Raw genomic sequence first — 13,755 nt, 5'->3', positions numbered from 1 at the left:
CTCAGGATCGGAAGATGCGGGAATACTGGGTCTCGTGGCGGAAGGAGCCGAGGTCCAGGCGGAAGGTGGCGGCACCGAGGGCGTCGAGATCGGACGCGGCGGCCGCCTCGGCGAGCCCGGCGAGGCGCGGGGCGAGGGCGGCGACGACCCGCGTGCCGGCGGCCTGCCCCACGGGCGCCGCCCGGAGAGCGGCGGAGACGAGATTCTGGAGGAAGGCGAGGCCGTAGGCGGCGAGCACGGGCTCCGGCGCCATGCCGTGCGCACCCGCGGCGAGGCCGACCGCGACCGGATAGGCGACCGGCCCCGGCAGTTCCTCCGCCAGGGCGGCGAGGGCGTCGCAGGGCCACGCGCCCCGCGTCGCGTCGAGGAAGCTCCGGCCCTGCTGGCTCGTCTCCAAGTGCAGCTCGCGCGACGGCGCCAGGGCGAGCGCGAGATCGTTGACGGCGACCAGCGCGGCGCCGTCCGAGGTCCGCGCCGCCGCGTGGGCCTGGGCTGCCAGGATCAGGTCGTTGCGCAGGGCGCCGCGCTCGCAGACGTCGCGGAGCCACGCCGTCAGGCTCGCCTCGTCGCGGACATCGCCCGCTTCGACCGCCCATTCCAGCCCGTGCGAGTAGGCGTAGGCGCCGACCGGGTAGCCGGGCGACAGCCACGCCATCAGGCGCAGCGCCTCCAGGGCCTCAGCCGGCGGCATGGTCGTGATGGTGGCCGCCATGCGGGTGCGCGTGGTCGTGCCCGTGCCCGCCGGAATAGGCGCCGCCCTCCGGCCGGAACGGGCGTTCCACCGGCTCGGCGGTGCCGCCGAGGCCCCGGACCATCTCGGCGAGGACGTGGTCTTGCGCGATCCAGACCGCGTCCGACCCGATCTCGGCGGCGATGTGCCGGTTGCCGATGTGCCAGATCAGGCGCTTGAGGGCGTGATCGCTGGGGGCCCGGATCTCGAGCAGGCGCTCCGGTGCGGCCTCGACCCAGACGAGGCGGCCGTCCTGCAGGACCAGGGCATCGCCGTCCTCCAGCACGGCCGGCTCCGGCAGATCCAGCAGGAATCCCAGCCCCCCGGCGCCGCGCATGGCGACGCGGCGGCGGTGGCGGTCGCCGTGATCGAGGACGACGCGGTCAACGATCTCGCCGCCCGACAGGGCGTCGCGGCGGACAATGCGGGTGGCGCGGATCATGGATGGCCGCGCTCAGAACAGGAAGTAGCGCTGCGCCATCGGCAGGACCTCGGCCGGCTCGCAGACCAGCAGCTCGCCGTCGGCGCGCACGTCGTAGGTCTCCGGATCGACCTCGATGACCGGCGTCGCGTCATTCAGCACCATGCTCTTCTTCGAGATGCCGCCGCGGACGTTCTCCACCGCGACCAGTTCCTTCTGCACGCCCAGCCGCTCCCGAAGGCCGTCCTCCACCGCCGCCCGGGAGACGAAGGTGAGGGCGGTGGCGAAGGGCGCCCGTCCGTAGGCGCCGAACATCGGCCGGTAATGCACCGGCTGCGGCGTCGGGATCGAGGCGTTCGGGTCGCCCATGGGCGCGGCCGCGATGCTGCCGCCCTTCAGCACGAGGTCGGGCTTCACGCCGAAGAAGGCCGGCGTCCACAGCACGAGGTCGGCGAGCTTGCCGGGCTCCACCGAGCCGATGTGCCGGGAGATGCCGTGCGCGATCGCCGGGTTGATCGTGTACTTGGCGACGTAGCGGCGCGCCCGCAGGTTGTCGGTGCCGGACGTGTCTCCGGGCAGGGCGCCCCGCTGGCGCTTCATCTTGTCGGCCGTCTGCCACGTGCGGATGATGACCTCGCCGACGCGGCCCATGGCTTGGCTGTCGGAGGACATCATCGAGAGCGCGCCGATATCGTGCAGGATGTCCTCGGCCGCGATGGTCTCGCGCCGGATCCGGCTCTCCGCGAAGGCGAGGTCCTCGGGGATCGACGGGTCGAGGTGGTGGCATACCATGAGCATGTCGAGATGCTCGTCGATCGTGTTCCACGTGTAGGGCCGCGTCGGGTTCGTGGACGACGGCAGCACGTTCGGCAGCCCGGCCACCTTGATGATGTCCGGCGCGTGGCCGCCGCCCGCGCCCTCGGTGTGGAAGGCGTGAATGGTCCGGCCCTTGAAGGCCGCGATCGTGTCCTCGACGAAGCCCGACTCGTTGAGCGTGTCGGTGTGGATCATGACCTGGATGTCGTGGGCGTCCGCCACCGACAGGCAGGTGTCGATCGCCGCGGGCGTGGTGCCCCAGTCCTCGTGCAGCTTCAGCGCGCAGGCGCCCGCCCGGACCATCTCGACGAGGCTCTCCGGCCGGGACGCGTTGCCCTTGCCGGCGAAGGCGAGGTTCATCGGGAACGCGTCCGCCGCCTCGATCATCCGGGCGATGTGCCAGGGGCCCGGCGTGCAGGTGGTGGCGAAGGTGCCGTGCGCCGGCCCCGTGCCGCCGCCGAGCATCGTGGTGATGCCCGAGCAGAGCGCCTCCTCGATCTGCTGCGGGCAGATGAAGTGGATGTGGCTGTCGAAGCCGCCCGCCGTCAGGATCTTGCCCTCGCCGGCGATGACCTCGGTGCCCGGCCCGACCACGATGTCGACCCCGGGCTGCACGTCCGGGTTGCCGGCCTTGCCGAGCCGGAAGATCCGGCCGCGCACGATGCCGACATCGCACTTCACGATGCCCCAGTGGTCGAGGACCACCGCGTTGGTGATCACCGTGTCGACGGCGCCGTCGGCGTTCGTGGCCTGGCTCTGGCCCATGCCGTCGCGGATGACCTTGCCGCCTCCGAACTTCACCTCCTCGCCGTAGGTGGTGAAGTCGCGCTCGACCGTGATCTCAAGGCCGGTATCGGCGAGGCGGACGCGGTCGCCGACCGTCGGGCCGAACATGTCGGCGTAGGCCGAACGCGGCAGGCTGGCGGGCTTGGGCGTGTTGGCCATGGTCAGAGCTTGCCCATCACGTCGCCGCGGAACCCGTAGACGGTGCGCCCGCCGGAGAGCGGCACCAGCGCCACCTCCCGCGTCGATCCCGGCTCGAACCGCACGGCGGTGCCGGGCGCGATGTCGAGGCGCTTGCCGCGGGCCTGCTCGCGCGGGAATACGAGGCCCGGATTGACCTCGAAGAAGTGATAGTGCGATCCGACCTGGATCGGCCGGTCGCCGACGTTGGCGACCTCGATCACGGTCCGCTCGGCGCCGGGGTTGAACACGATCTCGCCCGGCAGCGTCGTCACCGCGCCGGGAATGTCGGAAGAGGCCGCGCCGCGGATCGGATGGTGCACGGTGACGAGCTTCGTGCCGTCCGGGAAGGTCGCCTCGACCTGGATGTCGTGGATCATCTCGGGCACGCCCTCCATGACCTGATCGGCGGTCAGCACGGTGGCGCCGGCCTGCATCAGGTCGGCCACGGTGCGGCCGTCCCGCGCGCCCTCGACCACGAAGTCGGTGATCAGCGCCACCGATTCCGGATGGTTGAGCTTCACGCCGCGGGCGAGGCGATTCCGCGCCACCTGCGCCGCCATGGCGATGAGCAACTTGTCCTTCTCTCGGGGCGTCAGCAGCACGGGCAACCTCGTCGTCGCGGCGGCCGGAGCAAGGATCATGCGCGCGGCGCGGTCAAGGGCGGGCTTCGGCCGTTGCAGGACCCGGACCACCGACGGTCGGCGCCCGCGCGCGGAGGCGCGCCGGGATCACGGCGCAGTCACGGCGCAGTCACGGCGCCATGGCGATGAAGCCGGCGAATAGGTCCGACAGGGCCTCGCCCTTCACGGCACCCGGCAGATCGCGGGGGTGGATGAACTCGTCGCGGAACCAGGGATAGCGCTTCGGATCGAAGGAGGCCCGCAGCCAGTCGATCGTCCGCCGCACGCGGGTGATCCGCTCGGCGTCCGGGTGATAGGTCAGCCAGATGTCGATGCTGAATCGGCCGAGATTGTCCACCGGGACGACCTGGGCGCCGATCGCGCTGGCATAGGTCGGCAGCAGGCCGATTCCGGCCCCCTTGGCGATGGCCCAGTAATACGCGCTGCTGACGTTGACCCTCAGCGTGATCGGGACCTTCGCGGGGAAGCCCGGGACCGACCGCACGTAGTCCTCGAGGGCGACGGTCTGGCCGCCGTCCTGCACCACGATCCGGTGACGCTCGAGATCCTCCGGGCGCGCCGGGAGCCCGTAGGTCTCCTCGTAGCTCCGCGCGGCGTACGGCACCATGTGGATCCGGCCGATCTTGACGATGCGCAGGTCCGGGCTGGTCGGCCGCGTCAGCTGGATGGCGACGTCGGCCTCCAGCCTGAGGACGTCGGCGGATTCCATCGCGCAGCGCAGGTCGACGGTCAGGCGCGGGTTGGCGCGCTGGAACTCGACGAGGCGCGGCGCGAGCCAGAAGGCCCCCAGCCCCTCCGTCACGGCGATCCGCACCTCGCCGGTCTCGGCGAAGGGCGCGCCCTCGCCGGTGCGCACGAGGCTGAAGGCGGCCGCCTCCATGCGGCCGGCGGCCTCGAGGATCGCGTGGCCCTCGGCGGTGAGGCGGATGCCGTCGACGTGGCGGGTCAGCAACGGCGCGCCGATCAGCGCCTCGAGATCGTCGATCCGGCGCCGCACCGAGTTCACCGACAGGCCGAGCTTCGTGGCCGCCGAGCGGAAGCTGCCGGACCGCTGGAGCGCCAGGAAGACCCGGATGCTCTGCCAGTCGGGCATCGGATCCCGGCTCGCCTCCGCCTGTTCCATCGACGGAACACCCCTGTTTCAAATTTTGCACATACAGCCAGAGCGCTAGATGCGAAGTGCTTAACCGTCAATCCGTACCCGAATGACAGGTCATCCGATGACGGTACACATTGCTCGCGCGCAGTTCGTCGCCAAGGACGCCGATCAACTCGGTACAGCGCTAGTCTCTCCCGAGCCGCGGCACGCGCTGAATGCGCTCGAGGTCGGCCGAATTGCCCGGCACCTCGTCATCTTCACGCCGACCCCGGACGATCTGGCGCGGCTGATCGCGGCGGCGCGCGCGGATCTACCCGATCTCGCGCCCCTGCGCACCGTTCAGCGGGTGATGTCGATCAATCCCGACAGCGTCCTGGCGATCGCCCAGCGCCACCGGTTCGACGCCGCGGATCCGCGGGGCGAGGGGTTCGTGGCCTGCCTGATGCTGAACGCCGACGGCATGGCGGCGCTCAAGGCCGGGACGCTCGACGCGTCCGATCCGCCCGCCGCGATGCTGGCCGGCCAGCACGAACGTCCGGCCGGGATCTACGTCTGGGCCGTCTACGCGCGGCGGCGCCTCTCCGGCGGAGTCGGCCTCGTCTTCGATCGTCTGTCGAGCCCGACCTACCGGGGCGTGGACTTCTACGCCCGCGCGGCCACACCCGAGGGGGCCGATCTCCTGTCGGCCCTCGGCTTCGCGGCACGGACCTCCGCCGGCGGGACCCTGTACCATTTCGCCCGCGGTCCGAAGGCGGAGCCGGCGCCCCCGTACGACAGTCACCGGCCGGGCGCGACCGGCATCAGCGTCGCGGTCGCGCGGAACATGGAGGACCTGTCCCGGGTGATCGCCCTGCGCGCCGCCGTCTACATGGCGGAGCAGGCCTGCCCGTACGAGGAGGAGTTCGACGGCAACGACCTCTCGGCGACGCACCTGATCGGCTATGTCGGCGACGAGCCGGCGGGCTGCCTGCGCATCCGGTTCTTCGCCGATTTCGCCAAGATCGAGCGCCTCGCGGTCCGGGCCGAGTTCCGCAACACGCGCCTGTCCTTCGCGCTGGTCCGCGCCGGGATCGAGCTCGCCCGGGTGAAGGGCTACCGCCGGCTCTACGGCCACGCCCAGAAACGCCTCGTCGGCTTCTGGAGCCGCTTCGGCTTCCGGGTCTTCGAGGGCGCGCAGGAGCTGGTCTTCTCGGATTTCGACTACGTCGAGATGCTGATGGAGGCGGAGCCGCACCCGCAGGCCATCGCGCTCGGCGCCGACCCCTACGTCATCATCCGGCCGGAGGGCCGCTGGCACCGGGCGGGCGCCCTCGACCGTTCGCGCAGCCGCGCCGTGACCCGCCCCTCCGTCGACCGCGCGGTCGCGGCGCGATGAACAGGCCGATCAACCCGGCGCTGTATCGCCGGCCGCGCAGCGTCCCGGTCCTGGTGCTGGTGGACATGCAGCAGGAATACGAGGTCGCCGGGCGCCCGCTCGCCCTGGCGGGGATCGAGCCCGCCCTCTCGAACTGCCGCCGCGCGCTCGCGCATGCCCGCGCGAGCGGCATGCAGGTGGTCTATGTCCGCTGGGTCGGCGCGCCGCTGTTCCAGGCGGGCAGCCGCTTCGTGCGCTGGATCGAGGGCTTCGAGCCCCACGGCTGCGACATGATCTTCGACCGGGATCGCCCGTCCTGCTACGCCAGCCCCGCCTTCGCGGACGCGATGGAGCGCGGCTCCCCGCCGCTGGTCATCGCGGGCTTCGCCGGCGAGTCGTCCTGCCTCGCGACCGCGATCGACGGCTTCCACCGCGGACAGGACGTGACCTTCCTGTCCGATGCCTCCGCCAGCCACGACCTCGACGGCATCTCCGCCGACGAGATCCACCGGTCGGTGAGCGCGGTGATGCGGGTGTTCGGCGACGTCACGGACACGCAGTCCTGGATCGCGGCCTCCGCGCCGTTCAAGCCCCTGCCCACAGCGTCGAGCCCCACGCACGCCAATGACTGACCGAAGCCAGAACGACGGGATTCCGGACGGGGGCCGGGGCGGCGACGAGGATGTGGACCTGCGTCTCGGCCGCCACGTGATCGAGCTGCTGCAGGCGGCGCGGGACGCCGGCGAGCCGACGCTGATCGCGCAGGCCGAGGCCATGGCGATGGCGGTCGGGTTCGTGCTGGCGAGCCGGTTGCCGGGCGCAGAGCCGGAGACCGCGTGATCAGTCGGCCGCGTCCTCGCCGCCGATGAGGCGCATGGCCCGCAGGCGCGCGGTCCGCTCGTCGCGCGCGCCCCTGTCGGCGTCGAGGGCACGCCACAAGGCGAGGAGGTCGCTCGCGTGTGTCGTATCGATGGTTTCGTCGGCGTCGTGCGCCATCTCGGCGTGATCGAAGGCGTCCATGTTCAAAGTCCCGCGCCTTGAGATGCGGTGCGCTAACAGGACATCCGCGCGATCGTCCAGCCCGAAAGATAGGCAGATCTTGTACAAGCCGGCGCGATCGTCACGCCCGGCACGATTCACTGCCGGCAAACTGATCCTCGGGCCGGCGCGAGGCGCGGCACGGATCCTCGACCGTGTCCGCGTCACAGGAGCGGCGCGTCGAATGCCCAAGACCCCACGGCAGGGCGGCATTTCAATCGAGGATCAGCCCTTGGGCGAAGTCGAAATCTGACAATTCAACAGTCGAGCGGCGCTCTTCTCCCGATTCGAACTGTTTGGAAAGAGCCCGATCCCGCGCAAGCCCGGTGATACCCTCAGAAACATCTCGGACACCGAACTGTGCCAATCCCGATCGGCAGAGGCCTGCGCCGGCTGCCGGGTCGGCTCTCCCGCGAGCCGAGACCGGCCGCGTCAGGCCCGGGATTGCGTCAGCGCGGCGATGATGGATTCGACCACCTCGATCTGCCCCTGTACGGCGACCAGCCGCGGCCCGGCCTCCGCGCCGTCGCCCAGCACGAAGGTGCCCTTCTGCCGGCGCGTGTCGCGCAGCTTGCGCACCGACGCGACGATGATCTGCCGCTCCTCGATCAGCGCGTCGCGCAGCTCGTTCAGGCCGTCCAGTTCCAGTGTCGGGGTCATGCGGCGTCCCGGTCCTACATCCCCGACGCGACCGCGGCGGGCACTCCGCGCCTCAGCGCCGGGCGCGAATCATCCGGACAGGGCGTCCGGCGGAGCGACGCGGCGCTCGGTCCGCGGCGGTAGCACGGTTTCCACTCACGGAACATTGCGGCGATCCGGGACGTGCCGCGATGTCTGGAGCGCGCATTGTATGCTATTGAATGCAAAATTATCCCGGCAGGCGAAGCGCGGGATCATCGGGCGGACAGCGGCGCATGCTGAGTGAGGACGTGCACGACCGCGGCGGGTCCCGCGCGGACCGGACGGTCGCGGACCGGGGCCTCGGCGACGCGGATCGCGCCGGGACCGGACCGGCGAAGAAGCGCTCCGGCGCGGCCGGCCTGATCCTGCTGCTGCTCGCCGTCGCAGGCGGCGGCGCCTACGGCTACACGCGCCTGAACCAGCCCGCGGTGAAGACCGGGACGGCCGCCCCGCTGCCGGTACCCGTCACCCTCGGCACGGTGGAGCAGGGACCGTTCGCCCTCGTGTCGAACGGCCTCGGCACCGTCCAGGCGTACAACACGGTCCAGGTGCGCACGCGCGTCGACGGCGAGATCCACCAGGTGGCGTTCCGCGAGGGTCAGACCGTCCACAAGGGCGACGTGCTGGTGCAGATCGATCCGCGGCCCTACCAGGCGGCGCTCGATCAGGCGAAGGCCAAGAAGGAGCAGGACACGGCCAATCTCGGCAACGCGAAGGCGGACCTCGTCCGCTACACCGGGCTCGGCGCCTACGCCTCCCGGCAGCAGACCGAGACGCAGACAGCCCTGGTCGCCCAGCTCACCGCGCAGGTGGCGTCCGACCAGGCCGCCATCGACAACGCCACCACGCAGCTCGGCTACGCCACGATCCGCGCGCCGATCGACGGCGTCACGGGGTTCCGGCAGGTCGATATCGGCAACATCGTCAACGCGGCCGGACAGACCCCGATCGTGACGATCACGCAGGTCGAGCCGATCTTCGTGGTGTTCACGGCCCCGGAGGACCAGCTGCCCGCGATCACCGCGGCCCTGAAGGCCGGCGACGTGCCGGTGGAGGCGTGGACCTCGGACGGGCTGACCAAGCTCGCGGACGGCAAGCTCGCCCTGTTCAACAACCAAGTCGACACCGCCACCGGCACGATCCGCCTCAAGGCCGTCTTCGAGAACAGGACTCACGCGCTGTGGCCGGGCCTGTCGGTCTCGACCAAGATGCGGATCGGCACCGTCGCGGTCGCCACGACGGTGCCGGACAACGCGATCCAGCACGGGCCCGACGGCCTGTTCGCCTTCGTGGTGGACGATGCCAGCCGGGCGCACCAGCGCGCGCTGAAGGCGGGCCGCTCGGATTCGGGACGGACGCGCGTTCTCAGCGGCGACCTCCGGCCCGGCGAGCGGGTGATCGTCGCCGGCCAGTACAAGGTGCAGGACGGCAGCCTCGTGGCCGACCCGCACGCGGCCCACACCGCGCAGGCGGAGGCGGTCCAGTGACGCGCGCGGCACGCCTCACGGCGGGCGCGTCCCAGCGCGGGGCGCGGCCATGAAGGGCGGCATCTCGGCGCCGTTCATCCGGTTCCCGGTGGCGACCACGCTGATCATGGTCGGCATCCTGTTCCTCGGGATCGTGGCCTACCCGCTGCTGGGCGTCGCGCCGCTGCCGCAGGTGGATTTCCCGACGATCCAGGTGACCGCGCAGCTGCCCGGGGCCAGCCCGGAGACGATGGCCTCGTCGGTGGCGCAGCCCCTGGAGCGGCAGTTCTCGCAGATCCCGGGCGTGTCGCAGATGACCTCGACGAGCTCCCTCGGGATCTCGACGGTCACGGTCCAGTTCGACCTCAACCGCAACATCGACGGCGCGGCGAGCGACATCCAGGCGGCGATCAACGCCGCCAGCGGCCAGCTCCCGAAGAACCTCCCGACCCCGCCGACCTACCGCAAGGTCAACCCGGCCGATTCGCCGATCCTGCTGCTCTCGGCCACCTCCGACAGCATGCCGCTGATCGACGTCGACGACGCGGTCGACGTCCAGCTCGCCCAGCGGATCAGCCAGATCTCGGGCGTCGCCCAGGTCTTCATCGGCGGCCAGCAGAAGCCCGCCGTGCGGATCCAGATCGACCCGGCCAAGCTCGTCGCCAAGGGGCTGTCGCTGGAGGACGTGCGCGCGCAGCTCACCCTCACCACCGTCAACAACCCGAAGGGCAGCATCGACGGCGGCAGCCACAGCTACACCATCTACGCCAACGACCAGCTCACCGCGGCGCAGAACTGGAACGACGTGATCGTGGCCTATCGCGACGGCGCGCCGCTGCGCGTGCGCGACATCGGCCGGGCCGTCGCCGGTCCCGAGGACACCAAGCAGGCCGGCTGGACCAACGGCAAGCGCGGCATCTTCCTGGTCGTGTTCAAGCAGCCCGGCGCCAACGTGATCGACACGGTGGACAGCATCAAGGCCCAGCTGCCGCGCCTGACCGCCACCCTCCCGGCCGCCATCAAGGTCGGCATCCTGAGCGACCGCACGCAGACGATTCGCGCCTCGGTCGAGGACGTGCAGTTCACCCTGCTGCTGACCATCGTGCTGGTCGTCGGGGTGATCTTCGTCTTCCTGCGCAGCTTCTGGGCGACCGTGATCCCGAGCGTGACTGTGCCGCTCGCGCTGCTCGGCGCCTGCGCGCTGATGTGGATGGCGGGCTACACCCTCGACAACCTCTCGCTGATGGCCCTGACCATCTCGGTGGGCTTCGTGGTCGACGACGCCATCGTCGTGCTGGAGAACATCAGCCGCTACGTCGAGGAGGGGATGCGGCCCATGGAGGCCGCGTTCAAGGGCGCGGGCGAGATCGGCTTCACCATCGTGTCGATCTCGGTGTCGCTGATCGCCGTGCTGATCCCGCTCCTGCTGATGGGGGGCATCATCGGCCGGCTGTTCCGCGAGTTCGCCGTGGTGCTGTCGATGACCATCGCGGTCTCGGCCTTCGTGTCCCTGACTCTGACCCCGATGATGGCCTCGCGGTTGCTGAAGGCCCACGATGCCGAGCGTCACGGCCGCCTCTACCGGATGAGCGAGGCCGCCTTCGACTGGCTGCTCGCGGTCTACGCCGACGCCCTCGACGTCGCCCTGCGCTTCCGCCGCGTCACGCTGCTGGTCTTCTTCGCCACCCTGGCGCTGACCGGCTACCTGTTCGTGGCGATCCCGAAGGGCTTCTTCCCGCAGCAGGACACCGGTTTCATGATCGGCGTCACCGAGGCGGGCCAGGACATCTCCTTCTCGGCGATGAAGGCGCTGCAGGAGAAGGTCGGCGCGATCGTCCAGGCCGATCCGGCGGTGGCCACGGTCGGCATGTCGCTCGGCGGCAACGGCCAGGCGCTCAATTCCGGGCGCATGTACATCACGCTCAAGCCGCGCGAGGAGCGCGACGTCAACGCCTTCCAGGTGATCGGCCGTCTGCGCCCGAAGCTGGAGCGCGTCGAGGGCATCCGGACCTTCATCCAGGCGACGCAGGACGTGCGCACCGGCGGCCGCACCTCGCGGACGCAGTTCGAGTACACCCTCCAGGACCCGGACCTCGCCGAGCTGAACACCTGGGCGCCGCGCATCCTCGACAAGATGAAGACGCTGCCGGAGCTGCGCGACGTCGCCACCGACCAGCAGACCCGGGGCACGACGCTGACGCTGTCGATCGACCGCGACGCCGCCTCGCGCTACGGCATCACGCCCCAGCTCATCGATGACACGCTCTACGACGCGTTCGGCCAGCGCCAGATCGCGCAGTACTTCACGCAGCTGAACAGCTACCACGTGGTGCTGGAGGTGCTGCCGGCGCTCCAGGGCAGCGTCGAGAGCCTGGACAAGATCTACATCAAGGCGCCGATCGGCGGCGGGCAGGTGCCGCTCGCGGCCTTCGCCCACTGGTCGACGGACCCGGTGGCGCCCCTGGCGGTGAACCACCAGGGCCAGTTCCCGGCGGTGACGATCAGCTTCAACCTCGCCCCCGACGTCGCCCTGGGGCAGGCCACGGAGGCGATCGGCCGGGCGATGCGGGAGCTGCAGGTGCCGCCGACCGTGGTGAGCGGCTTCCAGGGCACCGCCCAGGCCTTCCAGCAGTCGCTCTCGACGGTGCCGCTGCTGATCCTGGCGGCCCTGTTCGTCGTCTACCTGATCCTCGGCATCCTCTACGAGAGCTTCATCCACCCGCTCACGATCCTCTCGACCCTGCCGTCGGCCGGCGTCGGCGCCCTGGCGGTGCTGATGTGGGCGGGGTTCGATTTCAGCCTGATCGCGCTCATCGGCATCATCCTCCTGATCGGCATCGTGAAGAAGAACGGCATCATGCTAGTCGACTTCGCGATCGTGGCCGAGCGCGAGGAGGGTCTCTCGCCCGAGGTCGCGATCCGGAAGGCGGCGCTGCTGCGCTTCCGGCCGATCCTGATGACCACGATGGCGGCCCTGCTCGGCGGCATCCCGCTGATGGTCGCCACCGGGACCGGCTCGGAGATCCGGCAGCCGCTCGGCTTCGCCATGGTCGGCGGCCTCGCGGTCAGCCAGGTGCTGACGCTGTTCACCACGCCGGTGATCTACATCTACCTGGACCGGCTGGCGCACCGCTTCTCGTTCCGCGACAAGCCGCGGGCGGTGGACGCGGCGCTCGAGGACCCCGAGCCGGTGGAGGAGGTTCGTGGGCCGCCGGCGCTGCGCGCGGCGGAGTGAGGCCGACCGCCGCCTCCGGGCGCTGAGCGTCGCGGGACAGGCGCCGCGAAGCCGACGGCCGGGCGGCCCTGTCACCGCAACACGCTTGGCGGGGGAGCTCGCCGTTCCAGTTCATTCGCTGCCGGCCCTATGAGACCGCGCGACGCCGAAGGATCCGGATGAGCCAGAACCTGCCGCTGCGAGGGCTCACCGTGCTCGCCCTGGAGCAGGCGGTCGCCGCGCCCTACTGCACCTCGCGGCTCGCCGATGCCGGGGCCCGGGTCATCAAGATCGAGCGGCCGGAGGGTGATTTCGCCCGCGGCTACGACTCGGCGGTCAACGGGCTGGCGAGCTACTTCGTCTGGCTCAACCGCGGCAAGGAGAGCCTCGTCGCCGACATCAAGGATCCGGCCGATGCCCGCCTGCTGCACGCGATCCTCGCGCAGGCCGACGTGTTCGTGCAGAATCTCGCCCCCGGCGCGGCCGCCCGGGCGGGCTTCGGCACGGCGGAGCTGCGGGCGCGCTATCCGCGGCTGATCACCGTCGACATCTCCGGTTACGGCACCGGCAACGCCTACAGCGACATGAAGGCCTACGACCTGCTGGTCCAGGCCGAGAGCGGGCTCGCCGGGATCACCGGACATCCGGCCGGACCCGGGCGCGTCGGCGTCTCCGTCTGCGACGTCGCCTGCGGGATGGACGCCCACGCCGCCGTTCTCGAGGCGCTGATCGCCCGCGGGATCACCGGACAGGGCTGCGCCCTGGAGGTCAGCCTGTTCAGCGGCGCCGCCGACTGGATGAACGTGCCGCTGCTCTACTTCGAGGGGACGGGGCAGGTCCCGCGGCGGGTCGGCCTCGCGCATCCCTCGATCTGCCCCTACGGCGCCTTCCCCACGGCCGACGGCAGCCTGGTGCTGATCTCGATCCAGAACGAGCGCGAGTGGGCGAGTTTCTGCGCCGGCGTCCTCGGGGAGCCCGACCTCGCCCGGGCCGAGGGCTTCGCGTCCAACAATGCCCGGGTGGCCAACCGCGCCGCGGTCGACCTGCGCGTCGGCGCCGAGCTGGTGCGGCTCAGCCGCGACGCGGCCGCCGCCCGGCTGAAGGCGGCGGGCACCGCCTACGGCTTCGTCAACACGCTGGCGGATCTCGCCGCGCACCCGGCGCTGATCCACGCGGAGGTCCGGACGCCTTCGGGGCCGGCCCGGATCGTGGCGCCGCCGGTGCTGATCGACGGCGAGGTCCGCGCCCTCGGCCCGGTTCCGGCGATCGACGAGCACGGGGCGCGGATCCGGGAGGAATTCGGTCGCCGCGACTGAGGACTGCGATACG

General features: G+C 71.0%; 14 protein-coding genes. 6 read left to right on the top strand and 8 right to left on the bottom strand.

The window, feature by feature from the left end; genetic code table 11:
• Position 1 precedes the first annotated feature (1 nt).
• The 5 genes from J3A75_RS19820 to J3A75_RS19800 form a co-directional block, all read right to left on the bottom strand.
• On the bottom strand, positions 2 to 712 hold the full coding sequence (locus J3A75_RS19820) for an urease accessory protein UreF (RefSeq protein ID WP_234740626.1): 711 nt from the start codon (positions 710 to 712) through the stop codon (positions 2 to 4).
• A complete protein-coding gene (locus tag J3A75_RS19815; RefSeq protein WP_070999755.1) occupies positions 678 to 1,172 on the bottom strand; it encodes an urease accessory protein UreE in 495 nt (164 codons plus the stop codon). Before J3A75_RS19815 ends, J3A75_RS19820 begins: the two co-directional genes overlap by 35 nt.
• Before the next feature lie 12 nt (positions 1,173 to 1,184).
• Positions 1,185 to 2,912 (bottom strand): urease subunit alpha, encoded by a 1,728-nt coding sequence (gene ureC, locus J3A75_RS19810; protein ID WP_070999754.1) that lies wholly within the window; start codon positions 2,910 to 2,912, stop codon positions 1,185 to 1,187.
• A gap of 2 nt (positions 2,913 to 2,914) precedes the next feature.
• Positions 2,915 to 3,535: an urease subunit gamma gene (locus J3A75_RS19805; protein ID WP_042673510.1), complete on the bottom strand. Its 621-nt coding sequence runs from the start codon at positions 3,533 to 3,535 to the stop codon at positions 2,915 to 2,917.
• Between the two features lie 148 nt (positions 3,536 to 3,683).
• Positions 3,684 to 4,697 (bottom strand): LysR family transcriptional regulator, encoded by a 1,014-nt coding sequence (locus J3A75_RS19800; protein WP_070999753.1) that lies wholly within the window; start codon positions 4,695 to 4,697, stop codon positions 3,684 to 3,686.
• 97 nt (positions 4,698 to 4,794) lie between these two features.
• Here J3A75_RS19800 and J3A75_RS37265 point away from each other — a divergent pair, with 97 nt between their 5' ends.
• The 3 genes from J3A75_RS37265 to J3A75_RS19785 are packed head-to-tail and all read left to right on the top strand — an operon-like array spanning position 4,795 to position 6,867.
• Entirely contained in the window at positions 4,795 to 6,048 is a 1,254-nt protein-coding gene (locus tag J3A75_RS37265; protein WP_012319814.1) for a GNAT family N-acetyltransferase, read from the top strand.
• Complete coding sequence (locus tag J3A75_RS19790; protein WP_024829671.1) at positions 6,045 to 6,659, top strand: cysteine hydrolase family protein; 615 nt, start codon at positions 6,045 to 6,047, stop codon at positions 6,657 to 6,659. Before J3A75_RS37265 ends, J3A75_RS19790 begins: the two co-directional genes overlap by 4 nt.
• The gene (locus J3A75_RS19785; RefSeq protein WP_012319812.1) at positions 6,652 to 6,867 is read left to right on the top strand and encodes a hypothetical protein; all 216 of its coding nucleotides are present in this window, start codon (positions 6,652 to 6,654) and stop codon (positions 6,865 to 6,867) included. Before J3A75_RS19790 ends, J3A75_RS19785 begins: the two co-directional genes overlap by 8 nt.
• Here J3A75_RS19785 and J3A75_RS19780 read toward each other — a convergent pair whose 3' ends face one another.
• The 3 genes from J3A75_RS19780 to J3A75_RS19770 all read right to left on the bottom strand — a co-directional run bounded on the left by J3A75_RS19780 (position 6,868) and on the right by J3A75_RS19770 (position 7,725).
• On the bottom strand, positions 6,868 to 7,047 hold the full coding sequence (locus tag J3A75_RS19780; protein ID WP_012319811.1) for a hypothetical protein: 180 nt from the start codon (positions 7,045 to 7,047) through the stop codon (positions 6,868 to 6,870).
• A gap of 232 nt (positions 7,048 to 7,279) precedes the next feature.
• Complete coding sequence (locus J3A75_RS19775) at positions 7,280 to 7,432, bottom strand: hypothetical protein (protein ID WP_159392758.1); 153 nt, start codon at positions 7,430 to 7,432, stop codon at positions 7,280 to 7,282.
• A 65-nt stretch (positions 7,433 to 7,497) separates the two neighbouring features.
• Entirely contained in the window at positions 7,498 to 7,725 is a 228-nt protein-coding gene (locus J3A75_RS19770) for a hypothetical protein (protein WP_029357482.1), read from the bottom strand.
• 254 nt (positions 7,726 to 7,979) lie between these two features.
• Between J3A75_RS19770 and J3A75_RS19765 the strand changes: the two genes are divergently transcribed.
• The 3 genes from J3A75_RS19765 (at position 7,980) to J3A75_RS19755 (ending at position 13,742) form a co-directional block, all read left to right on the top strand.
• Entirely contained in the window at positions 7,980 to 9,233 is a 1,254-nt protein-coding gene (locus J3A75_RS19765; RefSeq protein ID WP_070999751.1) for an efflux RND transporter periplasmic adaptor subunit, read from the top strand.
• Between the two features lie 49 nt (positions 9,234 to 9,282).
• Positions 9,283 to 12,447: an efflux RND transporter permease subunit gene (locus J3A75_RS19760; protein ID WP_070999749.1), complete on the top strand. Its 3,165-nt coding sequence runs from the start codon at positions 9,283 to 9,285 to the stop codon at positions 12,445 to 12,447.
• A gap of 158 nt (positions 12,448 to 12,605) precedes the next feature.
• The gene (locus tag J3A75_RS19755; protein WP_209650699.1) at positions 12,606 to 13,742 is read left to right on the top strand and encodes a CaiB/BaiF CoA-transferase family protein; all 1,137 of its coding nucleotides are present in this window, start codon (positions 12,606 to 12,608) and stop codon (positions 13,740 to 13,742) included.
• Positions 13,743 to 13,755: the final 13 nt, after the last annotated feature.

The sequence above is a fragment of the Methylobacterium sp. PvP105 genome, from assembly GCF_017876975.1.
Lineage (GTDB): Bacteria > Pseudomonadota > Alphaproteobacteria > Rhizobiales > Beijerinckiaceae > Methylobacterium > Methylobacterium radiotolerans.
This window is presented reverse-complemented; position numbering and strand designations above follow the sequence as displayed.